Source organism: Micromonospora tarensis (genome assembly GCF_016803395.1).
Taxonomy (GTDB): Bacteria; Actinomycetota; Actinomycetes; order Mycobacteriales; family Micromonosporaceae; genus Micromonospora; species Micromonospora tarensis.
On the sequence record NZ_JAEVHL010000043.1, the window covers coordinates 1 to 26,012 of the forward strand.

Consider the following 26,012-nt stretch of genomic DNA (forward strand, 5'->3'; position numbering starts at 1 on the left):
CGGCGGCGGGTGGGGTGAGGCAGCATGGAGGGGTGACGCAGAGCCTCGACGTGTTGACCTCGCTGGTGGCCGCCGGTGGGGTGGTGGTGCTCAGCGGCGCCGGCCTGTCCACCGAGTCGGGTATCCCGGACTACCGGGGGCCCAGCGGGGTGGCCCGGCGGCACACGCCGATGACCTTCCAGGCGTTCACCCGGGATCCGCTCGCGCGGCGACGCTACTGGGCGCGCAGCCACCTGGGGTGGCGGCTGATCGCCGGTGCGGCGCCCAACGCCGGGCACCGGGCGGTGGCCGGCCTACAGGACGCCGGCCTGGTCGACGCGGTGATCACGCAGAACGTCGACGGTCTGCACGGGGCGGCCGGCAGCCCGTCGGTGATCGAGTTGCATGGTCGCCTGGACGAGGTGACCTGCCTGGACTGCGGCAACCTGACCTCCCGGGAGGAGCTGGACCGGCGGTTGCGCGAGGCCAACCCGGACTTCGTGGCCCAGGTCGCCGCGGTGAACCCGGACGGTGATGTTGATCTCCCCGACGAGCAGGTGGCGGCGTTCCGGCCGGTGGACTGCGGGATCTGCGGCACCGGGATGTTGAAACCGGACGTGGTTTTCTTCGGTGAGACGGTGCCGGCGCAGCGGGTGGCGCGCTGCTTCGCCGCGGTGGAGGCGGCCCGGTCGTTGGTGGTTCTCGGGTCGTCGTTGACGGTGATGTCCGGGCGCCGGTTCGTGATCCGGGCGGCGAAACGGGGCATCCCGGTCGCGATCGTCAACCAGGGGCCGACCCGGGGTGACGGCCACGCCACGGTGCGCGTCGACGCGCCGTTGGGGGCGCTGTTGCCCCAGTTGGCGGCCCGGGTCGCCGGCGGCGCGGTGGCGGCTGCCCCGGCGGGGGTGTGACAGGTGGCGCGGGGGTAGGACATCTGCCGGAAACACCGACGCTGGTAGCGTTGAGCACGCCGGTAACACCCACGTGGGAGAGACCGCCCGAGAGCAGGCAGGGCGGCGCCGAAGGGGCAAATCCTCCCCGGAACCTCTCAGGCAAAAGGACCTCGTGGGCAGGCACTGTGGAGCGCCCCCGCGGGTGCGACAGAGGGGGAGGCCGACACGTCGACCTCGTCCCGGGAGCGCCCCCATGACCGTAGAGCAGTTCGCCACCCGTCACATCGGTCCCGGTCCCGACGATGAGCGTCGGATGCTGGAGGTCGTCGGGCACGACTCGATCGACGAGCTGATGGACGCCGCGATCCCCGAGGTGATCCGCTGGCACGGCACCCTCGACCTGCCGGACCCGGCGACCGAGGCCGAGACGATCGCCGAGCTACGGGCCCTCGCGGCGCGTAACACCGTCGCGGTGTCGATGATCGGGTTGGGTTACCACGGCACGCACACCCCGGCGGTGATCCGTCGTAACGTCCTCGAAGACCCGGCCTGGTACACGGCGTACACGCCGTACCAGCCGGAGATCAGTCAGGGCCGGCTGGAGGCGCTGCTGAACTTCCAGACCATGGTCACCGACCTGACCGGGTTGGCCACCGCGAACGCCTCCATGCTCGACGAGGGCACCGCGGCGGCGGAGGCGATGACCCTGGCGCGGCGGGCGTCCAAGAGCAAGAGCCGGGTGTACGTCGTCGACGCCGACGCGTTGCCGCAGACCATCGCGGTGATCACCAGTCGGGCGGTGCCGCTCGGCATCGACGTGCGGGTCGTCGACGTCGAGCGCGACGAGTTGCCGGCGGAGTTTTTCGGCCTGCACCTGCAGTACCCGGGGGCGTCCGGGGCGGTGCGTGACCACGCGGGCCTGGTCGAGGCGGCGCACGCCGTCGGGGCCCTGGTCACCGTCGCGGCGGACCTGCTGGGGTTGACGCTGCTGCGCGCGCCGGGGGAGATCGGCGTCGACATCGCCGCCGGCACCACGCAGCGGTTCGGCGTACCCATGGGCTTCGGTGGACCGCACGCCGGTTACCTGGCGGTGCGCGCGGGCCTGGAGCGGATGCTGCCCGGGCGGCTGGTCGGGGTGTCGCGCGACGCCGACGGCAACCCGGCCTACCGGTTGGCGTTGCAGACCCGTGAGCAGCACATCCGGCGGGAGAAGGCGACCAGCAACATCTGCACCGCGCAGGTGCTGCTGGCCGTGATGGCCGGCATGTACGCCGTCTACCACGGCCCGGACGGGTTGCGGGACATCGCGACGCGTACCCACGCGATGGCGGCGCGGCTCGCGGCCGGGCTGCGCGCCGGTGGTGTGGACGTCGCGGACGTCGCGTTCTTCGACACCGTGACCGCGTCGGTGCCGGGGCGGGCGGCGGCGGTCGTCGCGGCGGCCGCCGAGCGGGGGGTGAACCTGCGGCTGGTCGACGCCGGCCGGGTGGGGATGTCCTGCGACGAGACGACCACCGGGGCGCACCTGGGCGCGGTGTGGGCGGCGTTCGGGGTGCCCGCCTTCGACGGCGACGTGGACGCGGCCCTGCCGGTCGGTCTGCGCCGCACCGGTGACTTCCTGAGCCACCCGGTGTTCCGCAGCCACCACTCGGAGACGGCGATGCTGCGCTACCTGCGGCGGTTGTCGGACTTCGACTACGCCCTGGACCGGGGCATGATCCCGCTGGGGTCGTGCACGATGAAGCTGAACGCGACCACCGAGATGGAGCCGATCAGCTGGGCGGAGTTCGCCAACATCCACCCGTTCGCGCCGGACTCCCAGACCGTCGGGTACCGGGAGATGATCGGCCAGTTGGAGTCGTGGCTGGCCGAGGTGACCGGCTACGACGCGGTCAGTGTGCAGCCCAACGCGGGGTCGCAGGGGGAGCTTGCCGGGTTGTTGGCGATCCGCTCCTACCACGCGTCGCGGGGTGAGACGCACCGCGACGTGTGCCTGATCCCGTCGTCGGCGCACGGCACGAACGCGGCGTCGGCGGTGATGGCCGGCATGCGGGTCGTCGTGGTGGCCTGCGACGACGACGGCAACGTCGACCTGGTCGACCTGGACGCGAAGATCGACAAGCATCGGGACGCGCTCGCCGCGATCATGGTGACGTACCCGTCGACGCACGGGGTGTACGAGACGGGCATCGCGTCGCTGTGCGCGAAGGTCCACGACGCCGGTGGGCAGGTGTACGTCGACGGGGCGAACCTCAACGCCCTGGTCGGGTTCGCGAAGCCGGGCAAGTTCGGCGCGGACGTGTCACACCTGAACCTGCACAAGACGTTCTGCATCCCGCACGGCGGCGGCGGCCCGGGGGTGGGTCCGGTGGCGGTGCGCGCGCACCTGGCGCCGTTCCTGCCCGGTGACCCGCTGGGCGCGCACGCCGACGCGACGCCGGCGATCTCGGCGGCGAAGTACGGGTCGGCGGGGATCCTGCCGATCCCGTGGGCGTACCTGCGGATGATGGGCGCCGAGGGGCTGACCCGGGCGACCGGTGTGGCGGTCCTCGCCGCGAACTACGTGGCGGCGCGGCTGCGCGGGCACTTCCCGGTGCTGTACACCGGCAACAAGGGCCTGGTGGCGCACGAGTGCATCCTCGACCTGCGGCCGTTGACGAAGGCGACCGGGGTGAGCGTCGACGACGTGGCCAAGCGCTTGATCGACTACGGCTTCCACGCGCCCACGATGTCGTTCCCGGTGGCGGGGACCCTGATGGTGGAGCCGACCGAGAGCGAGGACCTGGCCGAGCTGGACCGGTTCTGCGACGCGATGATCGCGATCCGGGCGGAGATCGAGCAGGTCGGTTCGGGGCAGTGGCCGGCGGGGGACAACCCCCTGGCGAACGCGCCGCACACCGCGGTGATGCTCAGCGCCGACGAGTGGCCGCACGCGTACCCGCGGTCGGTGGGCGGATACCCGGCCGGGGTGGACCGGGCGGGGAAGTACTGGCCGCCGGTGCGGCGCATCGACGGCGCGTACGGCGACCGGAACCTGGTCTGCTCGTGCCCGTCGCCGGAGGCGTTCGAGGACTGACGACGGGCGCGCCGGGGCGGGCGGTGAGAGGCCGCCCCGGCAGCCGCGGCGACCTGACCTGGTCGACGGCGGCGACGCGGTGACGCTGAGTGGTCAGTTAGGCCACGAGGGCGTGGCGGGCGGGGCCGCGGTGCGGTGCGATGCTGCTGCCGTCGGGGAGCAGTTCGCCGGTGTCCTCGAAGACGATGACACCGTTGCAGAGCAGGCTCCAGCCCTGCTCAGGGAAGCAGGCGAGGACCCGGGCGGCTTCCCGGTCGGTGGCTTCAGCGGAGGGGCAGGTCGGTTGGTGCTGGCACATCGGGTTCTCCGGACTGTGGGGGCCCTGTGTCATGGTTCACATGACCAGTGACGCACAGTACCAAGCGAAAGTGTCCAGCATCGACCAGGTGTCCGCCGAGTGACCGGGAAATCCACTGAACGGATGAGGAAGGTCGGACCATACGGCGTGGAAACGCTCCCATCGGTGCTCGTCGACGCACCCGCCGCCCCGGGCGCGTGCCGGGGCACGCTCACCGAACGCGCCCGCCTGCACTGGCACCTGAGCGACGGCGGCGATCCCGCCGCCCTCGCCGAGGAGTTCCTCGCCGCGCACGGCCTACCCCTGCACGACCTGACCCGCCCCACCCCCCGACACCAGGACGCCGGGGTCTGCGGCGCCGCGCTCTACCTCTCCGCCGCCGCCGGGGCGCTCCTGGCCGGCGCCCCCACCGGGGCCCCCGAACCCGCGCCGACCCTGCCCGACCTCGCCGTCGTCGTCTACCACCACGGCAACGCCGCCAGCACCGCGCCCGGCCCACCGACACCCTGGTGGCTCGGCGCGTGGACCGAGAGCTGGACACCACGCCAACACGCCGACGCGGTCACCCGCGTCCGCGCCGCCATCGGTCGCGGCGACCTCTACCAGAGCAACCTCGTCGGCCACGCCGCCGCCCCCTACACCGGCGACCCGCTACCCGCCCTGAGCCGACTCGGCGCGCTCCCGGGCGCCCGCTACGGCGGCGTCCTCACCGGCGACGGCTGGGCCATCGGCTGCGCCTCCCCGGAAACCCTCATCGAGGTCACCGACGGGCAGCTCATCACCCGCCCGATCAAGGGCACCCGCCCGGCCACCGCCGCCGGCCGCGCCGAACTGCTCGCCAGCGCCAAGGAACGCGCCGAACACATCATGATCGTCGACCTGGAACGCAACGACCTGGCCCGCGTCGCCCGCACCGGCACCGTCACCGTCGACGACCTGTTCACCGTCCGCCGCTGGTGCGACCTCTGGCAGGCCGAGTCGACCGTCCGCGCCGCCGCCGCCGACGGCCTCGGCCTCGCCGACCTGCTCCGCGCCACCTGCCCCGGCGGCTCCGTCACCGGCGCGCCGAAACTCGCCGCCCTGGCCCAGATCAGCGCCCTGGAACCCGTCGGCCGCGGCGCCAGCATGGGCGCCCTGGGCTGGGTCGCCCCCGGCCGCCTCGACCTCGGCCTGACCATCCGCACCGCCGCCGCCGACGGTCAACGGCTGCACACCTGGGCCGGCGGGGGGATCACCACCGACAGCGACCCCGACGCCGAGGTCGCCGAAGCCGCCGCGAAAACCGCCCCGGTCCGCGCCACCCTGGCCGGGCGTTGATCCCACCGCCACCGGCGATACGCTGACCAGCATGACCATGCGGCCCATCCGGATCATCGGCGACCCCGTCCTACGCACCGAGTGTGACCCGGTCACCACCTTCGACGCCGAGCTGCGCGCCCTGGTCACCGACCTGATGGACACCCTGCTCGGCGCCCCCGGCCGCGCCGGCGTCGCCGCACCGCAGATCGGCGTCAGCGCCCAGGTGTTCGTCTACGACGCCGACGGGCACCGCGGCCACCTGATCAACCCCACCCTCGAGCTGTCCGACGAACTCCAGGACGACGAGGAGGGCTGCCTGTCCATCCCCGGGCTGTACTTCCCGACCGTGCGGGCGATGCACGCCACCGCACACGGCGTCGACCAGCACGGCGAGCCACTGACCATCGCCGGCACCGGTTTCCTCGCCCGCGCCCTGCAACACGAGACCGACCACCTCAAGGGCCGGCTCTACGTCGACACCCTGCGCGGCGACACCCGCCGCCGCGCCCTGCGGGAGATCCGCGCCGGGCGCTTCGACTCACCCAGCCGCCGCGGCTAACCCACCCACTGGTCGTAACCCAGCTTCGCCACCAACGCCAGCACCACCACCAGCAGCACCACCCGCACGAACCCGGAACCCCGGCGCAACGCCATCCGCGCCCCCAGCACCGCACCGACGATGTTGCACACCGCCATCGCCGCGCCGAGCAGCCACCACACGTGCCCGGTCACCCCGAACACCACCAGCGCACCCAGGTTCGTCCCCGCGTTGACGACCTTCGCCATCGCCGAGCCGTGCACGAAATCCGCACCCACCAGTGCGGTGAACGCCAACACCAGGAACGTGCCGGTGCCCGGCCCGATCAACCCGTCGTAGAGGGCGATGCCCACCCCGGCCACCGCGATCACCACCGCCACCCGCACCGGGGTCCGCCGCTGCGGCACGGCCACCACCCCCAGCCGGGGACGCAGCAGCACGAACACCGCCACCGCCACCAGGACCACCAACACCACCGGCCGGTACGCCGACGCCGGCACCGAACCGGCGAGCACCGCACCCACCCCCGCGCTGAGCACCGCCAACCCCGCCGCCGGCCCCGCCACCCGCCAGTCGACCTTCGTCCGACGGGTGTACGTCGCCGCCGCCGTGGCCGTACCGAAGATCGCGGCCAACTTGTTCGTGCCCAACGCGGTGGCCACCGGCAACCCCGGGGCGGCCACCAGCAACGCCGGCAGCAGCAACAACCCGCCACCACCGACCACGGCGTCCACCCACCCGGCCATCGCCGCGGAGGCCAGCAAAGTCGTCAGCGATACGGCGTCCACGAGCCGCAATTCTGCCCACCAGGGGAGGGGACCGGGCCCTCCAGTGGCCAGCCTCACCTCACCGACCCCGGGTACGCCGCAACCACACCCCCAACGCGCCGACCATCACGAACACCAGCACCGAGCAGAGCAACACCTTCACCACCCGGCAACCATGCCACGGGGACGTATGGTGCAGGAGTGCGCCTGGCCACCTTCAACGTGCTGCACGGACGGTCCCTCACCGACGGGCTCGTCGACCCCGACCGACTCGCCGCCGCCATCAGCGCCCTCGACGCCGACGTGCTCGCCCTGCAGGAGGTCGACCGCGACCAACGCCGCAGCGGCAACCTCGACCTCACCGCCGTCGCCGCCCGCGCCCTCGACGCACCCCAGCACCGCTTCGCCGCCGCCGTCGTCGGCACCCCCGGCGGACAGTTCCGCCCGCTGCGCCACGACGACGACGGCCACGGCGAACCCTGCTACGGCATCGGGCTGATCAGCCGACACCCCGTGCGCAGCTGGCACGTCACCCGACTCAAACCGGCACCCGTGCGCTCACCGGTCTACGTGCCCGGCCCCCGCGGCGGCCTCATCCTGCTGCACGACGAACCCCGCGTCGTCCTCGCCGCCGTCCTGGACACCCCGCACGGCCCGCTCACCGTCGCCGCGACCCACCTGTCCTTCGTGCCCGGCTGGAACGCCCGCCAACTCCGCCAGACCGTCCGCGCCCTGCGCGCGCTACCCGCCCCCCGCGTCCTGCTCGGCGACCTCAACCTGCCCGCCGGCGCGGCCCGGCTCGTCTCCGGTTGGCAACCCCTGGGCCGGCACCCCACCTACCCCTCCGGGCAGCCCCGCGTCCAACTCGACCACATCCTCGCCGACCGGCACGCCCTCGCCCAGCTACCACCGGTGCGCGCCGTCACCGCCCCGCTGTCCACCATCTCCGACCACCGACCCCTGCTGGTCGACCTCGGCTGACGACCGTCGGGCCACCGCGCCCCGGGGTACGAGCGCACGCCAGCCCCGCGCCCGCCCGCTGAGCACCGGGTGAACAGGCACCGGGGGCAGCCCGGCGCCAAGGCGCAAGATTCCCTCAAGATCGTTGCATCGATGAACCCCGACGATCATGCTGGTCGAAACGCGCCACGATCAACTCGTCGGAGGCCACATGAGACGTCAGCGACCCACCCTCATCGCCGTGTCCACAGTCATCGCCGTCACCCTCACCACGGCACCCACCCCCGTCAGCGCCCAACGCGCCGCGCCACCCGACCAGGTCACCGCCCTCACCGTCCGCCAAGCCGACGGCTACGCCACCCTCGCCTGGCAACCCGTCGACGGCGCCACCGACTACCAGATCGAACGCACCCCCGTCGCCGCCGACAACACCCCCACCGGCGCACCCACCATCGTCGGCATCTGGCGCCCCAACCGCCAGATCAACCAAGAGGCACCCACCTTCGCCGACGCCGGCTTCAACCCCGGCGACACCTTCCAATGGCGGGTACGCGCCCGCACCGGCAGCACCGAACAGCCCTACTCCGACCCGGTCACCGCCACCACCACCGCACCCTGGGGCAACCCCGACACCCCCGGCGAGAACCTGCGCACCCAATGGGAGACCACCCGCGCCGCGCAGTACACCAGCGACACCGACGAGTACGCCTACACCGCCGCCGTCGACGCCCTCAGCGACCGCGTCCGCGTCGTCGAACTCGGCCGCACCGTCCAGAACCGGCCCATCAACATGCTCGTCATCGGCCACCCCACCCCGCCGGCCACCCCCGCAGCCGTCGCCGCCACCGCCCCGGTGGCCATCAACTGCAACGTGCACGGCAACGAACCCGGCGACCGCGAAGCCTGCCTCATCATGGCCCGGCAACTCGCCTTCAGCACCGACCCCCGCGTCACCGACCTGCTCAGCCACACCACCGTCCTGATCGTCCCCACCATCAACGGAGACGGCCGCGCCGCCAACACCCGGGGCAACTCCACCGGCCAGGACCTCAACCGCGACTACTCCCTGATCCGCCAACCCGAGACCGCCGCGTACATCAGAATGGTCCGCGACTACCGACCCGTCGCCGGCTACGACGGCCACGAATTCGGCAACTCCCGCGCCGGTGACCTGCCCATGCTGCCACCGCGCCACCAGAACGTCGCGCAACCCATCTTCGACCAGTCCCAAGACATGATCGAAAACCACATGTACACCAAGGGCGCCGAAGCCGGCTGGTGGGCCTGCCCCTACGGCTGCGAAGGCGGCGGCAACGTCGGCCTCAGCGAGGAAACCATCCTGCGCAACACCCTCGGCCTCAAGAACGTCGCCAACTCCCTGCTGGAACTGCGCAGCTCCGGCGGCCAGACCCGCCCCGACGAGGGCAACACCGCCAACAACCGGCGCCGCAAGACCTACTCCGCCCTGTGGACCTTCAACCAGTTCCTCGACTACCACCGCGCCGAGCGCGGCGACATCCTCACCGCCCGCGCCGAGGCCATCGAGATCCAGGCCGCCAACACCGGCCGGCTCGTCTTCCGCGGCTCCCGACCCATCCCCGCCCACCCGGCGCCGCACCCCGGCGACAGCCCGCCGCCGCTCGATGCGCCCCCCGCCGACCTCATCCTCGACAACGCGCCCTGCGCCTACAAACTCACCGCAGAGCAGTACAACGGCGCCCGCACCGACGGACCCGGCGGCGTCGGCACCACCGTCGCGCAGCGCATCGCCGCACACGGCTGGAAGGTCATCAAGACCAGCGACGGCTACTACGTCCCCCTCAACCAGCCCGAGCGCGGCCTCATCCCGCTGCTGCTCGACACCAAGGGCGTGGAGAAGCTGACCGACGGCGAACGCATCTACCCGACCCTCACCGGCCGACGCAACGGACCACTGGTCGTCTCCGGCTTCACCTGCGCCGCCGACGCCACCATCAACGGCCCGGTCACCGTCCGGACGGGCGCGGCACTCGTCGCGAACGGAACGACCATCAGCGGACCGGTCAACGCCACCGGCGCCGCCGGCGTCCTCCTCGCCGACGGCACCGTCAACGGCCCGGTCCGGATCGCCAACACCACCGACGCGATCTCCATCATCGACGTCACCATCGCCGGCCCGGTCGACCTGTCCGCGAACACCACCGGCACCGACGCGGCCCTGCTGGCCGGCAACACCATCCGAGGCCCGCTCAGCTGCACCGGCAACAACCCCGCACCGATCAACCTCGGCGTCGCCAACACCGTGCACGACCGCGCAGCAACCAGTGCGCGGCACTGTGACCATCAGCTAGCCGAACCACCGTGCCGGCGGCGCGCGCATCCTGCCCGCGCCGCCGGCACGACCCACCCCGCCAAGCCCGACCCGTGGAGACTGCCGTGTCGCATCCCGCCACCCCGAACGGCACCCGACCGCGACACCCCCGGCCCCGCTACGCGCGTCTGCTCGCACCGGCCCTGCTGCTGGCACTCACCGCCTGCACCGCCGCCCCCCACGCGGACGCACCAGCAGCCACCGCACCCCAGCTCACCGGGCCGCTCTGCGCCGCCCTGCCCACCGGCACCGAACCCGGAAACCCGACCTTCCTCGCCGGCCAACCCGCCGACCAGGCACTCCGGTGGATCCCCACCCTCACCACCTTCGAGGCGGCCCTGCGCACCAGCGACGTCCTCACCGACCTGCCCACCGGCACCGGCGTCACCATCCTGGCGCCCTCCGACGACGCCTTCGCCGCCAAGTTCTCCGAGGACAACTGGGACGAGCTGATGACCCACCACGCCGACGAGCTACGCACCCTGCTCAAGGCGCACCTGATCACGGGGGCCCACCCGATCGGCGACCTGGTGAACGCCGGCACCGCCACCACCCTCGACGGCACCACCGTCGCCGTCACCCGCACCGGCCCCACCGTCCGCCTGGCCGACCGCGCCGACGCCGTCTGCGCCGACTACCAGGCCACCAACGCCCGCATCCACATCATCAACGCGGTCCTCGGCCCACTGCCCACCACCGCCAACGACAGCGACCACCGGGCCCACTGATCACCGCGCCGCCGCCTCCCGCTCGGCCGGCACGAGCGCGGCCAGCGCCCGGTTGGTGCGGTTGGCCCGCACCGCGTCGCGCTGCTGCCCGACCGTCACCTCGATGTACGTCTGCGACGACGCCAACGACGCGTGCCCCAGCAACCGCATGATCTCCGCCGCGCTCGCGCCGTCCTCGGCCAACCGGGTGGCGAAGGTGTGCCGCAGCGCGTGCAACCGCGCCCCACGCGGCACCCGGTCACCGATGCCCGCCCGCCGGTAACACGACTCGACGAGATACTGCAGCCCACCCCGACGCAACGGCTCGCCGCGCCGATCCACCAGCAACGCCGAGTCCGGGCGCACCGACCGGGAACCGAAGCGCCGCACCCGACTGTCCAGGTAGTCCACCAGGACCCGGTCCAGATCCGCCTCGATCGGCACCACCCGGGGCCGGCCGCCCTTGCCCACCACCTCGAGCCGCCGCTCACCGGGCCGACCGCCCAACGAGTCGACCCGCAGCGCCAGCAACTCCGACAGACGCAGACCGGCGCAGAGCGCCACCGCCAACACCGCCACGTCCCGCTCCGGCCACGGGTCGCGCTGCCGACCCTCGTCGCGGGCGGCGGACGCGAGCAGCACCTCGGGGGTGTCCGCGCCGCGCAACGGCTTCGGCTGGGGGAGGAGCGCCCGGGGTCGCCCCACCGCCGGCATCGGGTTGCCGGCCACGATCCCGTCGGCGACCAGGAACGTGAAGAAGCTGTTCCAGGTGGACCAGGCGCGGTGCACCGACGCGGGCGCCCGGGGGGCGGCGAACCGGGCGAAGGCCGCCCGCATCACCCGGGGGGAGAGGTCGGTGATCGACAGCGACTCCAGGGGGAGGGGAGTGGTGGGATCATCCGCGACCAGGGCGGCCACCGCGTGCAGATCCCTCCGGTATGCCGCCAGGGTGTGCGGGGAGGGCTTGCGGGTGGCCCGGGCGGTCAGGAACTCCTCGATCAACGCCCTGAGCGATTCGTCCTGTTTGTGATGCATAAGGGATATTATGCAGCATTTTCGGATTCCGGGGAAGCGCGGGAGAGGGGGAGACCATCGCCACGTGCGTCGACACCACCCGATCTCAGCCCCGAACGGTAACTGTCCAAGGTCGCCTCGCGTCGACGCGTGTGTAGTCGCTGGTGGGAAGGACCGCCTGGTCCACGTGCCGGCGAATCGGTGTCGGAGGAGATGACGCTGGTCCGGAGGCAGTCGTGCGGGGCATGCGACAGCCCGATCCCGGGCACCGCGACCCGAGTGGGTTGCCGGCGCTCCGGCAGGTGAGCAAGGACGGGCGGAGCTGGCGGATCGGCGCCGCCAGCGAGGTGGCCTGGATCGCCGGCCAGACCACAGCGGGCGTCTCGATCACCACCGCGATCCCACCGGTGTTCGACGCGTACGCCACCTTCCACCCACCGGACGGCGTCAGCGTCGACGCGCACGAACGCGCCGTGCTGGACGAGCTGGTGGCGTGCACCCCGGAGCAGCCCTGGTGGCTGGGTTACCTCGACACCGGCGCGCACGACGTCGTCTTCCCGCGCGCCCCGCGGGTGTGCCTCTACTGGGACTGGCCCTACGTGCTGGTCGAAGCCGGCCCCGAACAGGCCCTGACCTGGCGGACCGGTCACATGCGCGGCGACGGTCCGCTGCCGGATCTGTTCTTCCCGGCCGATCGCTGCTGGCTCGTCTCCGCGCTGTGGGACGACACCTGGACCGACATCGGCGCCAGCGCCGACGTGGTCGCCCGGCTGCGGCGCAACCCGCTGGTCAACGCCCGCCCCGTCACGCCGGACGAGGATGCCTGCCCACCCGGTCGGACGCGGGACTGAGCGCCGTCGAGGGGACCGCCGAATCGCTCTACTTTACATAATGTGCATTATCGAATCGCGGTCATCCGCGCCCGGAGCAGCCAGTCCTGGGTCAGCGATCGCAGCAACGCGGGCTGTTCGAACGGCAGGTAGTGTCCGGCCCCGTCGAGCACGCTGTAGGTGCCGCGCGGGTAACGGCGCATGGCGCGAAACTGGTCGGCGTAGCCGACGATCCCGTCCTGTCGACCGGTGATGACGCTGACCGGGCCGTCGAAGACGACGTCGACGTTCTCGTCGGGCAACGCGTAGCCGGGACCGGTCCGCAGCTCCTCCTGAAACGTCGCGTCGCCGGCACCGCCGGAGCCCAGTGCCGCCAGCACCGTCGCGACGACGCCCGGGGTGCGGTGGCCCACGGCGGCGTCGAGGTGCGCGCGCAGCGCGTCGGGCGCGGCGTCGAGCCAGCCGGTGGGCGCGTCGAGCGGCGGGGCGTCGGGCAGGTCCCTGCTGTCGTGGGCGATGGTGATTCCGGGACAGACGAGCAGCAGGCCGCGGACGAGTTCCGGTCGTTGGCGTGCGATGCCGGCGGCCAGGTACGCGCCGTAGGAGGCGCCCGCGAGCAGGACCGGCGCTTGGGCATGGTGGTCGAGCCATCCGCACACGCTCTCCAGCACCGCCTGGGAGGTGGCGGGGCCGGTCGCTGGGCTGTCGCCGTGGCCGGGCAGGTCCAGGTAGGTCGGGCGCGCGTCGGTGCCGGCGAAGGCCGGGCCGAAGGCGGCGGCCGTGGCGACCCGGGTCATGCTGAACATGGGCAGGCAGACCACCTCGGGTCCGTCTCCCGCTGATCGGTCGAACGCCAGGCTCATCGTTGATTCCTCCTGGGGTGATGGTGATGGCACCGGACAACAACTTTTCACGGCCGGGTCGGCGTCGCGATGACCGGCGGCGACGGCGGCGTCCGAGGGCGCGGGTGCGGTCACCGTCGTCCGGACGTGCCTTCGGGATGGACACGGCGGCAGCCCCACGGCTGTCGTCGATGAGTCCGGCTCCCCCACGTCCGACGACGTGGCGGCGCTGCCGGGCTCCCCCACGTCGCCAAGGCTCGGCGGGTGCACGGACGACGACCGGCGTCGGGTGCCGGTGCGGATGGGCACCTCGCATGCGGTGTTCGTGCGGCGGGCGGTGGCTGACCAGGTGGTGGATCTGCGGTTCTTCACCGCCACTGGGGAACTGCCGGCGTGCGGGCACGGGACGATGGCCGCGGTGGCGTTTCTGGCCGCGCGACGGCACGGTGCGGAGCACGAGTTCAGGTTGCGGGTGTCGGGGCGTACCTTCGTCGGTCGGGCGGTCCGCGACGGTGACCGGATCCACGCCGCGTTCGACCCGGGACCGGTGGCCGTACGCGACGCGACCTCGGCGGAGGTCGGGCCTGTCGTGGACGCGCTCGGTGTCGCCCCGGGTCTTCTCTCTGCCGGGGTGGGTGTGGGTTCGCTGGGCCGGGCTCGGCTGCTGGTGCCGGTCGGCACTGCGGGCGCGGTCGCCGCCCTCTCCCCCGACGGCGGCAGGCTTCGCCTGGTGTGTGACCGGTTGGGGTTGCTCGGCTGCTACGTCTACTCGACGCCCACCAGCTCCGGTCGGGTGGTGGCTCGCATGTTCGCGCCGTCGATCGGGGTCTTCGAGGACATCGCCAACGTGAACAGCACCGCCTGCCTGGCCGTTCGCCTGGCGGGTGCCGGGCGCGGCGAGTTGACCGTCGAGATGGGAGACGCCGTCGGTGCGCCGTCGACCATCACCGCTTCGGTTCGTCCGGGTGTCGGTGGCCGGCGGGTGCTGGTGGGGGCCGCGACCACTGTCGACGTCGCCGGCTGGTGAGCCGACCGGCGTCGTCGATTCCCGGTGCGGGGCGGGTCGTCACGCTGGGTGTCGGGGCTGCGGCGCATTGACGGGCTCGTCTAGGCTTTTTGACGTCGGTCGATGTGAAGGGGGCGCGACGTGACCAGCCCTGTCGATCCGTCCGGTCTCGGCAAGCTGCTGTCCGACACGATGGCGGCGCTTGAGGAGTTGCAGCAGGGTTCGGGTGAGCCGCCGAGCGGTGCGGGCAGCGCCGCCGACGGGATGGTCCTGGTTCGCACGGCGCCGCCCGGGCGGGTCACCGAGATCACTCTCGATCCCCGGGTGATGCGGTTGAGCAGTCAGGCGCTGGCTGAGGAGCTGACCGTGGCGGTGAACGCGTCGTTGGCCGACCTTCAGGCCAACGCCGGCGTTCCTGCCGGTGGGGCGGAGCTGGGCGGGCTCGGTGAGCGGCTTCGGGAGATCCAGGAGCGCACCGGCCGGCAGTTGTCGGCGTTCACCAACCAGTTGGTGCAGGCGCAGGAGATGCTCGCCCAGCGGGCGGGTGGTGGGCGGTGACCGGTCCGGGCATCCAGGTCGATCCTGATGCGTTGGCGTCGTCCGGGTCGGGGTTGGAGCGGGTCGCTGCCGAGTTCGGGCAGGCGCTTGCGGCGTTCCAGCAGGAGTTGGCGGGGTTCGGGCAGCCGTGGGGTGGTGACGACATCGGGTCGTTGATCGGGGCGGCGCACGAGGCGGTCGCGGAGTTCGCGTTCGACTGTTTCGGCACGGCGGTCGACGAGATCGGCGCGGCCGGGGTGGACCTGGGCGCGATGGCGTCGACCTACCGGGAGGTGGAGGAGCGGATCCGCGGGTCGTTCCAGGCGCTGCAGCAGGGTTTCGAGGGTTGACGTGGGTCTCCAGCTCCCCGACGAGTTGCGCTCGTTGCTCGGCATCCTGGGTTTCAACTGGCCGGAGGCGGACGAGCAGAAGCTTGCCGAGATGGGTCAGGCGTGGATGTCCTTCGCGGGCACTCTCGGCTCGATCGTCGGTTCGGCCAATGCCGGTGCGGCCCCGGTCTGGGCGGGTAACAGCGGCGCCGACATCAGCGCTTTTCAGCGGTGGTGGGGCAATGAGGAGGGCCCGGTCGCGAGCATCCGGGACGGGGTGCCCGCGGCCACGCTGACCGGCACCGGTCTGGTGATCTGCGCCATGATCGTGTTGGCGTTGAAGATCGCGGTGATCGTCCAGTTGGTGATTCTGGCGATCCAGATCGCGCAGGCCGTCGCGACGGCGGCGGCGACGTTCGGCGCGACCCTGCTGGAGATTCCGATTTTCCAGCAGCTCGCCCGCACGGTGGTGAACAACCTCTTCCAAGAGGTGCTGTTCACGCTGCTGGAGGCGTAGGCGGTGGCGGGGCGGTCGAGTGGCAAGCTCATCTCGGCGGCGTTCCGTTACCTGAAGAAGGCGAGGCGGCGGCAGCGCCCGGGTCGGTTGGACCACGAGCGTCGCAGTCATGTGTTCCGTGGTGACGTGCGGCGGCCGGCGAACAACCCGAACCACCCGTACGGCTCGGGTTATCACTACCGTCCCGGCGGTCAGGATTTTCCGGACCGTCGGATCGTGCCCGGTTCGATCAACCAGCCGAGGCCGAACGGGCCGTACTCCGCGCGTCCGGAATACTTCGATCCGGTCACCGGTCGGTGGTTGCCCAAGGGCGGCAACGGTGGGGTGAGCACGTTCTTTCCGGACCACTGGACGCCGGCCCAGGTGGACGCGGCCATCCCCACGGCGTTTCAGCGGGCTACCGCGATCCCTGGTTCGAACATGTGGGAAGGCTTCTACCGGGGTGTGCGAATTGAGGGCTGGTATGGTCCCAACGGCACTCTCGGCAACGGTTGGCCGACGCTCTGACGGAGATATCCTTGCCCCTCATCAGGTTCTTCCTCGCCGACAGCGGTGGCGTGCGCTTCGACGTCGACCCGGCCCGCTACGACCGTTACCGTCCGCTGGGGGCGTGGGCGATGAGCGAGATCGGCAAGCATGCCGGGGTAGTCCTCGACGGGTTGGCGATGGTGGACGACGCGGCGGCCGGGCGGCCGGTGGAGCCGTGGACCAGTGCGAGCTACGACGTGGTGATCGACGCGTCCGGGATCCGGTTCCGTAATCACTTCGCGGACAGTGAGCAGGGGGCGTATTCGCTCGACGAGCTGCGGCAGGTGTTGGAGGACTACTGGCGGTTCCTGGCTGCCATTCCGGAGACGCCGGGTGCGTTCCGGGAGTACTCCCCGGAGTTGCCGCTGCCGGAGGCCGAGGTGTTGCTCTGGGAGAAGGTGTGGGGTCGCGCGCATCCGTACCGGGGCAGGCTTTTCTGAGCCGTTCGTGGGGGCGGCGGTGGTGGGACGGGGTGGAGCGTCGGGGTTCTGGGCCTTATGATGATCGAAGTTATTCGATCACGTTGGGCCGGACGTTACCTGCGTCACATCTGGACCGTAACCCTTCTTCAAGGTAAGCGCCGTCGCTGTCGCCGACCTCACGTGCGCCGCTCGTCAGGGAATGCCCGGGGCGGGTCGCGCGGTTCTCCGTTCGGAAGATCAGGATCATGATCGAATGGAAGTGCCATGCACATGCGCTCAGATGCGGTAGTGCTGTTCGGTGTCACCGGTGACCTCGTCTCGAAGAAGCTGTTCCCGGCGCTGTACGAGTTGACCCGGCGTGATCGCCTCGATGTTCCGGTGATCGGTGTGGCCCGCTCCCCCTGGGATGATCAGCAGTTGGTCACCATGGCCCGTAAGTCGGTTGCCGAGGCGAACGACGAGGTCGACGACGAGGTCTTCGACCGGTTGGCGGGCAACCTCGCGATGATCTCCGGTAACTACGCGGACCGAACCACGTACGAGCGGCTGGCCGAGCGGCTGCGGGGTGCCCAGCGGCCGGTCTTCTACCTGGCGATTCCTCCGGCGGTGTTCGGTTCCGTCGTCGAGGGGCTCGCGGCCGTGGGTCTGGCCGACCGGGGTCGGGTGATCGTGGAGAAGCCGTTCGGGCGTGACCTGGAGTCGTCCCGGGAGTTGGATCGCACGCTGCGGGCGGCGTTCGCGCCGGAGCGGGTGTTCCGCATCGACCATTATCTCGGCAAGGAGGCCGTGGAGGGTCTCTACGCCTTCCGGTTCGCCAACCGGTTGTTCGAGCCACTGTGGAACAACGAGCACATCGACAACATCCAGGTGACCCTGGCGGAGGGTTTCGGCACGCAGGGTCGCGCCGGCTTCTACGACACGGTGGGCGCCACCCGGGACGTGTTGCAGAACCACATCCTGCAGGTCGTCGCGCTGGTCGCGATGGAGGCGCCCGACGGCGAGGACACCGCCGCGTTCCGTGAGGCGGAGGTTTCGGTGTTGCGGCAGATCGCGCCGCTGTCGCCGGAGTCGACAGTGCGGGGGCAGTACGCGGGCTACCGGGACGAGCCGGGTGTCGCGCCGGGCTCGAACACGGAGACGTTCGTCGCGACCCGGTTGACTGTCGACTCTCCCCGTTGGGCGGGGGTGCCGTTCTATCTGCGCACGGGTAAGTCGTTGCCGGGGACGGCGACGGAGGTGGTGGTCGAGTTCAAGCAGCCGCAGCGGTCGCTGATTCCGGCGGAGCGGGGCACGGCGACCGCCGCGAACCTGCTGCGGTTCCGGCTCGGTCGCGGTGACGGCATCACGATGTCGATCCAGGCGAAGAGCCCGGGGGCTGAGGTGGCGAGCCGTCCGGTGGATCTGTCCGTTGACTTCGGTGCGGCGCTGGGGCGGCGTCAGGAGGCGTACGAGCGGTTGCTGGACGACGCGATGGATGGGCAGCACCTGCGGTTCGCCCGGGAGGAGACGATCGAGCAGGAGTGGCGCATCGTCGAGCCGATCCTGGATCTGCCGACCCCGGTGCAGTCGTACGACAGGGGCAGTTGGGGTCCGGCGGACGCGGATGCGTTGGCCGGCGGCTGGCACACCCCCGATCTGCGGTAGCCGGGCGGGAGGTTGGTTGCCGATGCTCGGCCTTCGACCGGTTCGTCGCTGGGAGCCGGAGTAGGGCGCGCTGGTCGCTGACTGACCGCTCAGCTCACGGTGGGGACCGTCCGGCGATGGTGAGGTTTGCCGCGCGCTTGTGGTGTGGGCACGTTGTGCGCGACGTTTCTCGTCCTCGTCGGAGAGGAAGCAGCGCATGCTGTCCGCACTCGATCGTCGCCACACTGTCGCGCCACCCGGTTACAGCCGGTGGCTCATTCCCCCGGCCGCGTTGGCCATCCACCTCTGCATCGGCCAGGTCTACGCCACCAGCGTCTACAAGAACTCGCTGATCGCCCACTTCGACACCGGTCAGACCGCGATCGGGGTGATCTTCAGCATCGCGATCGTGATGCTCGGGTTGTCCGCGGCGGTGGCCGGAACCTGGGTGGAGGCGAACGGGCCGCGGAAGGCGATGTTCGTCTCCGCGTGTTTCTGGGCGGCGGGCTTCCTGGTGGGGTCGCTGGGCATCGCCACGAAGCAGCTGTGGTTGCTGTATCTGGGCTACGGGTTGCTCGGCGGGATCGGCCTGGGCATCGGCTACATCTCCCCCGTCTCGACCCTGATCAAGTGGTTTCCGGACCGGCCGGGTCTGGCCACCGGTTTGGCGATCATGGGGTTCGGTGGTGGGGCGATGGTCGCCTCTCCCCTGTCGCGGCAGCTGTTGTCGTTCTTCGACAGCGGCTACGACCCGTCCAACGCGGGCTCGACGGCGTCGGGCAGCGCCCTGGTGTGGTTGTTCGTGACGCTCGGCCTGGGCTACTTCGTGATCATGATGTTCGGGGTGGCGAACGTGCGGGTGCCGGCGGAGGGGTGGCGCCCGGCCGGGTTCGACCCGGCGAGCGTGGCGGCGAAGCCGCTGGTCACCACGGCGAACGTGTCGGCGGCGAACGCGGTGAAGACCCGGTCGTTCTGGCTGCTGTGGGTGGTGCTGTTCTGCAACGTGACGGCGGGCATCGGCATCCTGGAGCAGGCCAGCCCGATGATCCAGGACTTCTTCCGCGACAACGGCTCGTCGGCGGTGACCGTCGCGGCGGCCGGCGGGTTCGTGGGCCTGCTGTCGCTGTTCAACATGGCAGGCCGGTTCGTGTGGTCCTCCACCTCGGACGTCATCGGCCGTAAACCGATCTACCTGGTGTACCTGGGTGTCGGCATGGTGCTGTACGCGTTGCTGGCAGTGGTCGGGCAGACCGCGACGGCGTTGTTCGTGCTGTTGGCCTGCGTGATCCTGTCGTTCTACGGCGGTGGGTTCGCGACCGTGCCGGCGTACCTGCGGGATCTGTTCGGCACCTTCCAGGTCGGTGCGATCCACGGTCGGCTGCTGACCGCCTGGTCGGCGGCGGGGATCGCGGGCCCGCTGATCGTCAACGGGTTCCTCGACGCGCAGGGCAAGCCGGGCACGTTGACGGCGGCGGCGTACCGGCCGGCGCTGTTCACCATGGTGGGGGTCCTCGCGGTGGGCTTCGTGGCGAACCTGCTGGTGCGGCCGGTGCCGCAGCGTTACCACGAGCCGTCGGCGGAGCAGGACCTGGACGAGGAGACGACGGCGCAGAGGAGTGCTACGCGATGAACGACGACAGCCGTAGCGGGCAGCGGGCCCGGTTGGTGGTTTCCTGGCTGGTGGTGGCGGTGCTGCTCGGCTACGGGGTGGTGCAGACCGTCATCACGGCGGCGAAGCTGTTCACCCACTGACAGGTGAGCCGGGCCGGGGCGCGCCGCGCCCCGGCTCACAGGCCTCCGGACACCCGCAGCACCGCCCCGGTGGCGTACGAGGCGTCCGGGCTGAGCAGCCAGGCGATGGCGGCGGCGATCTCGTCGGGTTCGCCGGCGCGGCCCAGCGGGATGCGGCCGACGGCGGTGTCCGCGCGGTCGGGCACACCGGAGTCGGCGTGGATGTCGGTGCGCACCAGGCCGGGTGCGACGGCGTTGACCCGGATGCCGCGCGGGGCGAGTTCCTTGGCCAGGCCGACGGTGAGCGTGTCGGTGGCCGCCTTCACGGCGGCGTAGTGCACGTACTCCCCTGGGCTGCCGAGGGTCGCGGCCGCCGACGAGACGTTGACGATCGCGCCGCCGTCGGTGAGCCGGCGAGCGGCCTGCTGGGCGCAGAGGACGTAGCCGACCAGGTTGACGTCGACGACCCGGCGCAGGTCCTCGACGCGCAGCTCGGTGAAGGGCCCGATGAGGCTGGTGACGCCGGCGTTGTTGACCAGGCCGGTGAGCGGGCCGAGTCGCTCGGCGGCGTCGAACAGGTCGCGGACCTGGTCCGGCTCGGTGGTGTCGGCGCGTACCGCGATGGCCTGGGCGCCGGTGGCGCGCAGGTCGGCCAGGACGGCGGCGGCCGCGGCCTCGTCGCGGCGGTAGCAGAGGGCGACGTGGTGACCGGCTGCGGCGAGTCGGCGGGCGGTGGCCGCGCCGATGCCCCGGCCGCCGCCGGTGATGAGGGTGACGGGTGCCACGGTGCCTCCCGGGGTCTGCGCGACGGCCCTGCCGACGCTACCGTGACCGGCGCGGGTCGGTCGTCGAGAGGAGGGTCACATGCGGCGGGCGTTGGTGCTCGGCGGTGCCGGGGTGATCGGGGCGATGGCGGTGGCGGCTTGTACCCCGTCGGAGGCGCGCGGCGCGCGGTGATCGAGGCCCCGCCTGCCGGGGCCGGAGCTGGCCCCAGGCCGACGCGGTGGCCGATGAGGTGAGGGCGCTCCGGGTGTGATCGCTTACGCTCACCGCGCGTTCGATCGGACAACGGAGGTGCGCGGTGGCGGGTGTGGGTGTCGGCGACCTGGTGCGGGATTTCGAGCTGCCGGACCAGACGGGCACGCCACGGCGGCTGTCGGAGTTGCTGACGGCGGGGCCGGTGGTGCTGTTCTTCTATCCGGCGGCCATGACGCGGGGGTGCACGGCGGAGAGTTGTCACTTCCGGGACCTCGCGGCGGAGTTCGCCGCGTTGGGCGCCTCCCGGGTGGGCATCAGTCGGGACCCGGTGGCGAAGCAGGCGGAGTTCTCGCGGCTGCACGGCTTCGACTATCCGTTGTTGTCCGACGAGGACGGCACGGTGGCGCAGCAGTTCGGGGTGAAGCGGCGGGTGCCGTTGGGGCCGCTGAGCATGAAGCGGATGACGTTCGTGATCGGCACCGATCGGCGGGTCGTCGACGTGATCCACAGTGAGGTCAGCATGAACGAGCACGCGGACCGGGCGCTGCGGGCGTTGGGCGGCTGAGTGGGCGCGAGCCCCGTGCGGCGGTTGTCGCAGCGGGCTGGTATCAAGGCAGCAATCAAACAGGTGTACGGAAGAGGGTTGTGATGGATGCCGGCCAGAGTTTGTCCACTAGCGAGGTGCAGAGCATCCGGGAGTCGTTGGCGGCCGGTCGCAAGCCGCGGGTGGTGTTCACCGCGTCGGCGGGGCAGATCGCCGGTCAGGTCGGTCAGGTGATCGAGTTGACCGACCCCGAGGTGTCCGACGAGTTCGTGGTGGTGCGGTTCGGTCGCGACGAGTTGCCGTTCTCCCCCGCCGACCTGGCGGTGGCGCCCAAGGGCGCCGGTCGGCGGGTGGTGGAGCCGAAACCGGAGCCCGAGGCGCCGGAGTCGCCCGCGGTGGCCGCGCCGGAGTTCGTGTTGGACACGCCGCGGGTGCCCGCGCAGCGACAGGAGGAGCCGAAGGTGGAGCAGACGGAGAAGCCGCCGGCGCGTCGGGCGGTCAAGGCCGTCAAGCCGAAGGGCCCGGCGGGCCTCACGGTGACCCTGGCGTACGCCGACGGTGAGTGGACCGTCGCGGCGCAGCAGGGCAGCAAGGCTCTGGCGAAGCCGTACGTGGTGAAGCCGGCGGAGGCGTTGAAGATGGTGGCGTTGGTCGACGTGCCGGGGGTGCAGGAGGCGGTGGAGCAGATCCTCGGTACCGAGCGGGCCGAGGCGGAGCAGCAGGCGGAGAAGCTGCGTGCGGAGCTGGCCGAGATCGAGGCCCGGTTGGCGGAGCTGCGCGAGGCCCGCTGACGGGGTGCTCAGCGCCGGGCGTGGTGTTGCAGCAGTCGGGTGAGCAGGCGGGTCAGCTGGTCACGTTCGGCGGTGGACAGCGGGGCGAGCAGCTCGTCCTGGACCCGGCCGATGGTGTCGCCCATCCGGTGGGCCTCGTCGGCGCCGGCGGCGGTGAGGCTGATGACGTTACGGCGGCGGTCGGCCGGGTCGGGGGCGCGTACGACGAGCCCCCGGCCGGCCAGGTCGTTGATGGCCGCCACCACGTCGCTGCGGTCGATGCCGCATCGTCGGCCGAGGTCGGCCTGGCTGGCCGGGCCGTCCTCGGCCAGCGCGGCGAGTAGCCGGTAGTGGTAGCCGCGCAGGTCGTGCGCGGCGAAGCCCTCGCTGAGCAGGCGGGTGGCGTGGGCGGCGGTCTGGTTGAGCAGCCAGCTCGGGGTGGTGCGGAGCCCGGCGGGTGACTGCGGGGCGGTGGACTCCATGGCGGCAGCCTAACAGGATTCGTTGGCGCGACCCACGATTCGTGTTACGTTGGCCGCTCCAACGTTGGTGAATCCAACGTTTCGAAGGAGGCGTCATGTCCACCGCTCCCACCCTCAACGGCCAGGTCATCGGCCAGGCCCACTACGCCACCCGGGCCCTGCTCGAACGTGCCGTCGCCCCGCTCGGGCTCACCTTCGGCCAGCTGCTCGCGCTCAACGCCCTCGCCGCCGGTCCCGTCGAACGCGCCCACCTCACGCACCGGATCACCAGCACGCTCAAGGTCGACGCGCCGGCAGTGCACGAGGTGATCGGCGAACTGGTCGACGCCGACCTCGCGCAGGTCGACGGCCCCGCACCGCAGGTGCGGCTCACCCACGCCGGTCACGCCACCCAGGCCCGCGCCGCCGTCGCCGTCGCCGGCATCACCACCCAGCTGTACGGCGACATCCCGACCGACGAGGCCGACACCGCCGCCCGGGTGCTCACCCGGATCACCCAGCGCGCGAACGCCGAACTGGCGGGGCTCAGCTGACGCGACAGCTGCTCAGGCGAGCCGGTTCATGGCGGCCCGGATCCTCAGCCAGGGCGGGTCGGTCTCGGAGTCCTCGCTGACCAGGTCCAGGTCGCCCGGCTGCCAGGACCGCGTCCCGTCGGTGAGGTGAAGCTGGTCCATGTCGACAACCGACGCCTCGCGGGTGCCGGCGAGGAACTCGGTCACCACGGCCCTGGGCGCATCGCCCGGGCCGGCCTGTCCCACCGACAGCAGCAGAAGCACGCCGTCGTCGCCCGCGACGACGAGTTCACCCGTTGCGGTGGCCGCCAGCGCCGTCACCGCGACCCCGGGCAGCACCTCGTGCTCGGTCACCCGCGCCCCGTCGAGCTCCAGCTCGACCACCGCGCCCCCGGGCGTCCCGATCCAGAGGACCCCCGGCAACGGACCGAACACGGCGTTCTGGCGCGACCAGGAGTTCATCTCGTCCAGCCACTCCTGCGGGTACGGGTACCCCGGACTCGGCTCCCCCAGCGTCATGCTCAGGACGCGTCGTAGCGAGGGGAACTCGAACACGTCCAGCGAGTTGTCGTATGCGTTGCCTCGTACCGCGAAGTGCCGGCCGTCCGAGCTGAAGGTCGGTGCCTCGTAGCCGTCGCAGTTCAGGACCAGCGCACGGAGCAACGGCCGCAGCACCGGCCCGATGTCCTCAGCGAAGAGCACCAGCGTGGCAGCTTGATCGCTCTGCAGGGTGCACACGAGGCCGCCCGCCGGATGCGCGACCACCCCGGTGTCCCACTGGGGGCCGATGGAGGTCGTCCCCGATGCGAGGTCGAGCGCGACGGACTGCTCCCAGCCGTCCTCCCCGCTGGCGGGCGACAACCAGAGCGTCCGACCGTCCGGGCTGAACGCCACCTCCCGGTGATACTCGGTCGGCGCGACGCCGTCGATCGCCGAGCTGCCCGAGGGTGTCCAGCAGACGGTGCTCGCGGCGTCCGCCACCACCAGCAACGCCTCTGCCGGGTGCCAGGCCGCGGAGGGTGTCCGCTCGAGCCGCTCATAGCCGGTGTCCTCGCCGTAACCGGCCGAACCCGTGCCGACGCTCCCGCACTCCCGCAGCTGCCCGTCCGCGTACTCCCAGATCCTGATCACCGGGCGATCGGCGTCCCAACCGGCCACCAGCGGAAGGCGGGGGTGGCAGAGCAGCCGCTGCGCCTTCGCTCCGGAATGGATCCGCGCCAGAGTTTCCACCGGCACACCGTACCGGCGAGGCGGACCGGTGATCGTCGCTTCCGGACGCCCGGCTGCGCGTCAGAAGTAGTCCAGCAGCTGCACCGGGCCGCCGGCGCCCAGCAGGTCGAGGGCGGCCGGGTCGACGGCCGGGCCGTGGTGCAGCAGCCCGGCCTGCGCGACCGACCGGGCGTGCGCCGCACCGGCGTACAGCAACGCGAACCCGCGCACGTCCAGCCGCAGTTCCGCCTCGCCGTCGGCGCGGGTCAACTCGGCGGCGCCGTCGGCCACGGCCAACCGCCAGGTGCCGGTGTTCCACCCGGCGAGCGGGTCGACGAGGCTGAAGTCGACGACGCCCCGGACGTGGGCGGGCCAGCCACGGGCACCCACCGCACGGGCCACGTCCACCGGCCGGTGCATCCACAGGTCCCGTTCGTGCTCGCGGGCCGACTCCAGCGGCAGGCAACTGCTCACCGCGTCGCCGTCGAGCGGGCACAGTCGCACTGTCGGCGCGACGCTGGCCCAACTGCCGAGCACCCCGACGAGTTCCCGGGCGGCCTCGGCGGTGACGGCCAGGGCCTCGTCCACGGTGAGCACCGAGTCGGCGCCGTAACCACGGCCCCGCTGCCAGGTGGCGTAGCCGACCAGGTCGCCGTCCCGCTCGACCAGGGTGAGCCCGTCGCCGGGCAGGCCAGCGTCGGCGGCGTCGAAGTCGAACAGCTCACCCTGCCGGGTCAGCAGGCCGTTGCGGTGCCGGGTGACCCGCTCGTAGAGGGCGGCGACGGCCGGCAGGTCGGCCACCGTGCCGGCACGCACCACCAACAGTGGGTCGGGGCGGTGCCGGGGCAACGCGGCGGTGGCCAGGTCGACGGTCCGCAGCACACCGGCGGCCTCCCACCCGCAGGCACGGTACGGGGCGGCGACGGTCGGGTAGAGCGCGCTGACCGCCGCGCCGCGCTCGTGGGCGCCGCGCAGCAGGGCGGTGAGCAGCGCGCGGGCCACGCCCCGGCCCCGGAACTCGGGGGCGACCGCCACCCCGGCGACGTCGGCGGCCGGCACCGCCCGCCCGGACCACCACTGGTCGTGGTGCAGGTCGACGGCCTTGCCGACGAGCCGGCCGGCGTCGTCGAACGCGCCGTATCGGGTCATCCCGGGCACCTCGACTCTGGTGCGCGGGTGGCGCTGCTGGTCGGAGCCGAAGGCGAACCGGCCCAACTCCCAGGCGGCGTCGAGGTCGTCGGTATGGAGTTCGCGTACGTGCATCGGCACAC

Annotated in this window: 28 protein-coding genes and 1 riboswitch; of the genes, 20 read left to right on the top strand and 8 right to left on the bottom strand. The window is 71.8% G+C overall.

Annotation, left to right across the window (positions count from 1 at the left end):
* The first annotated feature begins 32 nt into the window (after nucleotides 1-32).
* On the top strand, nucleotides 33-890 hold the full coding sequence (locus JM949_RS11890) for an NAD-dependent protein deacetylase (protein WP_203148461.1): 858 nt from the start codon (nucleotides 33-35) through the stop codon (nucleotides 888-890).
* 64 nt (nucleotides 891-954) lie between these two features.
* Nucleotides 955-1,053, top strand: a riboswitch (glycine riboswitch).
* Nucleotides 1,054-1,125: 72 nt separating this feature from the next.
* Entirely contained in the window at nucleotides 1,126-3,948 is a 2,823-nt protein-coding gene (gcvP, locus tag JM949_RS11895; protein ID WP_203148463.1) for an aminomethyl-transferring glycine dehydrogenase, read from the top strand.
* Nucleotides 3,949-4,045: 97 nt separating this feature from the next.
* Here gcvP and JM949_RS11900 read toward each other — a convergent pair whose 3' ends face one another.
* Complete coding sequence (locus JM949_RS11900; RefSeq protein ID WP_089000314.1) at nucleotides 4,046-4,246, bottom strand: DUF5999 family protein; 201 nt, start codon at nucleotides 4,244-4,246, stop codon at nucleotides 4,046-4,048.
* A 123-nt stretch (nucleotides 4,247-4,369) separates the two neighbouring features.
* Here JM949_RS11900 and JM949_RS11905 point away from each other — a divergent pair, with 123 nt between their 5' ends.
* Entirely contained in the window at nucleotides 4,370-5,563 is a 1,194-nt protein-coding gene (locus JM949_RS11905) for a chorismate-binding protein (RefSeq protein ID WP_203148465.1), read from the top strand.
* 31 nt (nucleotides 5,564-5,594) lie between these two features.
* Nucleotides 5,595-6,104: a peptide deformylase gene (gene def, locus JM949_RS11910; protein ID WP_203148467.1), complete on the top strand. Its 510-nt coding sequence runs from the start codon at nucleotides 5,595-5,597 to the stop codon at nucleotides 6,102-6,104.
* On the opposite strand, the gene JM949_RS11915 is transcribed toward def, so the two are convergent.
* Complete coding sequence (locus JM949_RS11915; RefSeq protein WP_309232120.1) at nucleotides 6,101-6,871, bottom strand: sulfite exporter TauE/SafE family protein; 771 nt, start codon at nucleotides 6,869-6,871, stop codon at nucleotides 6,101-6,103. The genes def and JM949_RS11915 overlap by 4 nt on opposite strands.
* Before the next feature lie 180 nt (nucleotides 6,872-7,051).
* Between JM949_RS11915 and JM949_RS11920 the strand changes: the two genes are divergently transcribed.
* From JM949_RS11920 to JM949_RS36890, 3 genes are all read left to right on the top strand, one after another.
* Entirely contained in the window at nucleotides 7,052-7,831 is a 780-nt protein-coding gene (locus JM949_RS11920; RefSeq protein WP_203148469.1) for an endonuclease/exonuclease/phosphatase family protein, read from the top strand.
* 190 nt (nucleotides 7,832-8,021) lie between these two features.
* Nucleotides 8,022-10,613, top strand: a complete 2,592-nt coding sequence (locus JM949_RS38785; RefSeq protein ID WP_305070590.1) for a M14 family zinc carboxypeptidase — start codon at nucleotides 8,022-8,024, stop codon at nucleotides 10,611-10,613.
* Entirely contained in the window at nucleotides 10,526-10,888 is a 363-nt protein-coding gene (locus JM949_RS36890; RefSeq protein ID WP_238433014.1) for a fasciclin domain-containing protein, read from the top strand. The genes JM949_RS38785 and JM949_RS36890 overlap by 88 nt, the downstream gene beginning before the upstream one ends.
* On the opposite strand, the gene JM949_RS11935 is transcribed toward JM949_RS36890, so the two are convergent.
* Nucleotides 10,889-11,902, bottom strand: a complete 1,014-nt coding sequence (locus JM949_RS11935) for a tyrosine-type recombinase/integrase (protein WP_203148472.1) — start codon at nucleotides 11,900-11,902, stop codon at nucleotides 10,889-10,891.
* 224 nt (nucleotides 11,903-12,126) lie between these two features.
* On the opposite strand from JM949_RS11935, the gene JM949_RS11940 reads away from it, so the two are divergent.
* Nucleotides 12,127-12,732 carry a hypothetical protein gene (locus JM949_RS11940; protein ID WP_203148473.1) on the top strand — a complete coding sequence of 202 codons (606 nt, stop codon included), beginning with the start codon at nucleotides 12,127-12,129 and terminating at the stop codon, nucleotides 12,730-12,732.
* A 47-nt stretch (nucleotides 12,733-12,779) separates the two neighbouring features.
* Here JM949_RS11940 and JM949_RS11945 read toward each other — a convergent pair whose 3' ends face one another.
* The gene (locus tag JM949_RS11945; RefSeq protein WP_203148474.1) at nucleotides 12,780-13,574 is read right to left on the bottom strand and encodes an alpha/beta fold hydrolase; all 795 of its coding nucleotides are present in this window, start codon (nucleotides 13,572-13,574) and stop codon (nucleotides 12,780-12,782) included.
* Nucleotides 13,575-13,773: 199 nt separating this feature from the next.
* Between JM949_RS11945 and JM949_RS11950 the strand changes: the two genes are divergently transcribed.
* The 9 genes from JM949_RS11950 (at nucleotide 13,774) to JM949_RS38530 (ending at nucleotide 20,267) form a co-directional block, all read left to right on the top strand.
* A complete protein-coding gene (locus JM949_RS11950; RefSeq protein ID WP_203148475.1) occupies nucleotides 13,774-14,580 on the top strand; it encodes a PhzF family phenazine biosynthesis protein in 807 nt (268 codons plus the stop codon).
* Nucleotides 14,581-14,700: 120 nt separating this feature from the next.
* Nucleotides 14,701-15,117 (top strand): YbaB/EbfC family DNA-binding protein, encoded by a 417-nt coding sequence (locus JM949_RS11955; RefSeq protein WP_203148476.1) that lies wholly within the window; start codon nucleotides 14,701-14,703, stop codon nucleotides 15,115-15,117.
* The gene (locus JM949_RS11960; RefSeq protein ID WP_309232121.1) at nucleotides 15,114-15,446 is read left to right on the top strand and encodes a WXG100 family type VII secretion target; all 333 of its coding nucleotides are present in this window, start codon (nucleotides 15,114-15,116) and stop codon (nucleotides 15,444-15,446) included. The genes JM949_RS11955 and JM949_RS11960 overlap by 4 nt, the downstream gene beginning before the upstream one ends.
* A gap of 34 nt (nucleotides 15,447-15,480) precedes the next feature.
* A complete protein-coding gene (locus JM949_RS11965) occupies nucleotides 15,481-15,942 on the top strand; it encodes a WXG100-like domain-containing protein (RefSeq protein ID WP_238433012.1) in 462 nt (153 codons plus the stop codon).
* A gap of 3 nt (nucleotides 15,943-15,945) precedes the next feature.
* On the top strand, nucleotides 15,946-16,449 hold the full coding sequence (locus JM949_RS11970; RefSeq protein WP_309232122.1) for an EndoU domain-containing protein: 504 nt from the start codon (nucleotides 15,946-15,948) through the stop codon (nucleotides 16,447-16,449).
* 11 nt (nucleotides 16,450-16,460) lie between these two features.
* The gene (locus JM949_RS11975) at nucleotides 16,461-16,910 is read left to right on the top strand and encodes a hypothetical protein (RefSeq protein WP_203148478.1); all 450 of its coding nucleotides are present in this window, start codon (nucleotides 16,461-16,463) and stop codon (nucleotides 16,908-16,910) included.
* Nucleotides 16,911-17,156: 246 nt separating this feature from the next.
* Complete coding sequence (gene zwf / locus JM949_RS11980) at nucleotides 17,157-18,536, top strand: glucose-6-phosphate dehydrogenase (protein ID WP_203148480.1); 1,380 nt, start codon at nucleotides 17,157-17,159, stop codon at nucleotides 18,534-18,536.
* Between the two features lie 196 nt (nucleotides 18,537-18,732).
* Entirely contained in the window at nucleotides 18,733-20,145 is a 1,413-nt protein-coding gene (locus tag JM949_RS11985) for an OFA family MFS transporter (protein ID WP_203148482.1), read from the top strand.
* The gene (locus tag JM949_RS38530) at nucleotides 20,142-20,267 is read left to right on the top strand and encodes an MFS transporter small subunit (RefSeq protein ID WP_255545568.1); all 126 of its coding nucleotides are present in this window, start codon (nucleotides 20,142-20,144) and stop codon (nucleotides 20,265-20,267) included. Before JM949_RS11985 ends, JM949_RS38530 begins: the two co-directional genes overlap by 4 nt.
* Nucleotides 20,268-20,302: 35 nt before the next feature.
* On the opposite strand, the gene JM949_RS11990 is transcribed toward JM949_RS38530, so the two are convergent.
* Nucleotides 20,303-21,031 (bottom strand): SDR family oxidoreductase, encoded by a 729-nt coding sequence (locus tag JM949_RS11990; protein ID WP_203148483.1) that lies wholly within the window; start codon nucleotides 21,029-21,031, stop codon nucleotides 20,303-20,305.
* 296 nt (nucleotides 21,032-21,327) lie between these two features.
* Here JM949_RS11990 and JM949_RS11995 point away from each other — a divergent pair, with 296 nt between their 5' ends.
* Complete coding sequence (locus JM949_RS11995) at nucleotides 21,328-21,789, top strand: peroxiredoxin (protein WP_309232123.1); 462 nt, start codon at nucleotides 21,328-21,330, stop codon at nucleotides 21,787-21,789.
* Nucleotides 21,790-21,872: 83 nt separating this feature from the next.
* Nucleotides 21,873-22,559 carry a hypothetical protein gene (locus tag JM949_RS12000; RefSeq protein ID WP_203148484.1) on the top strand — a complete coding sequence of 229 codons (687 nt, stop codon included), beginning with the start codon at nucleotides 21,873-21,875 and terminating at the stop codon, nucleotides 22,557-22,559.
* Nucleotides 22,560-22,567: 8 nt separating this feature from the next.
* Here the strand turns inward: JM949_RS12000 and JM949_RS12005 are convergent, their stop codons facing one another.
* Nucleotides 22,568-23,020, bottom strand: coding sequence for a MarR family winged helix-turn-helix transcriptional regulator (locus tag JM949_RS12005; RefSeq protein ID WP_203148485.1), 453 nt, complete (start codon nucleotides 23,018-23,020; stop codon nucleotides 22,568-22,570).
* Nucleotides 23,021-23,115: 95 nt separating this feature from the next.
* Between JM949_RS12005 and JM949_RS12010 the strand changes: the two genes are divergently transcribed.
* Nucleotides 23,116-23,553 (top strand): hypothetical protein, encoded by a 438-nt coding sequence (locus JM949_RS12010; protein ID WP_203148486.1) that lies wholly within the window; start codon nucleotides 23,116-23,118, stop codon nucleotides 23,551-23,553.
* Nucleotides 23,554-23,565: 12 nt separating this feature from the next.
* Here the strand turns inward: JM949_RS12010 and JM949_RS12015 are convergent, their stop codons facing one another.
* Both JM949_RS12015 and JM949_RS12020 read right to left on the bottom strand, forming a co-directional pair.
* On the bottom strand, nucleotides 23,566-24,762 hold the full coding sequence (locus JM949_RS12015) for a hypothetical protein (RefSeq protein WP_203148487.1): 1,197 nt from the start codon (nucleotides 24,760-24,762) through the stop codon (nucleotides 23,566-23,568).
* 60 nt (nucleotides 24,763-24,822) lie between these two features.
* Nucleotides 24,823-26,004, bottom strand: coding sequence for a GNAT family N-acetyltransferase (locus tag JM949_RS12020; protein WP_203148488.1), 1,182 nt, complete (start codon nucleotides 26,002-26,004; stop codon nucleotides 24,823-24,825).
* Nucleotides 26,005-26,012: the final 8 nt, after the last annotated feature.

Coding starts and splice junctions, on each gene's coding strand:
- gcvP (WP_203148463.1), top strand. CDS start 1,126: ATGACCGTAGAGCAGTTCGCCACCCGTCACATCGGTCCCGGTCCCGAC.
- JM949_RS11900 (WP_089000314.1), bottom strand. CDS start 4,246: ATGTGCCAGCACCAACCGACCTGCCCCTCCGCTGAAGCCACCGACCGG.
- JM949_RS11905 (WP_203148465.1), top strand. CDS start 4,370: ATGAGGAAGGTCGGACCATACGGCGTGGAAACGCTCCCATCGGTGCTC.
- def (WP_203148467.1), top strand. CDS start 5,595: ATGACCATGCGGCCCATCCGGATCATCGGCGACCCCGTCCTACGCACC.
- JM949_RS38785 (WP_305070590.1), top strand. CDS start 8,022: ATGAGACGTCAGCGACCCACCCTCATCGCCGTGTCCACAGTCATCGCC.
- JM949_RS11935 (WP_203148472.1), bottom strand. CDS start 11,902: ATGCATCACAAACAGGACGAATCGCTCAGGGCGTTGATCGAGGAGTTC.
- JM949_RS11940 (WP_203148473.1), top strand. CDS start 12,127: ATGCGACAGCCCGATCCCGGGCACCGCGACCCGAGTGGGTTGCCGGCG.
- JM949_RS11945 (WP_203148474.1), bottom strand. CDS start 13,574: ATGAGCCTGGCGTTCGACCGATCAGCGGGAGACGGACCCGAGGTGGTC.
- zwf (WP_203148480.1), top strand. CDS start 17,157: ATGCACATGCGCTCAGATGCGGTAGTGCTGTTCGGTGTCACCGGTGAC.
- JM949_RS11985 (WP_203148482.1), top strand. CDS start 18,733: ATGCTGTCCGCACTCGATCGTCGCCACACTGTCGCGCCACCCGGTTAC.
- JM949_RS38530 (WP_255545568.1), top strand. CDS start 20,142: ATGAACGACGACAGCCGTAGCGGGCAGCGGGCCCGGTTGGTGGTTTCC.
- JM949_RS12000 (WP_203148484.1), top strand. CDS start 21,873: ATGGATGCCGGCCAGAGTTTGTCCACTAGCGAGGTGCAGAGCATCCGG.
- JM949_RS12005 (WP_203148485.1), bottom strand. CDS start 23,020: ATGGAGTCCACCGCCCCGCAGTCACCCGCCGGGCTCCGCACCACCCCG.
- JM949_RS12010 (WP_203148486.1), top strand. CDS start 23,116: ATGTCCACCGCTCCCACCCTCAACGGCCAGGTCATCGGCCAGGCCCAC.
- JM949_RS12020 (WP_203148488.1), bottom strand. CDS start 26,004: ATGCACGTACGCGAACTCCATACCGACGACCTCGACGCCGCCTGGGAG.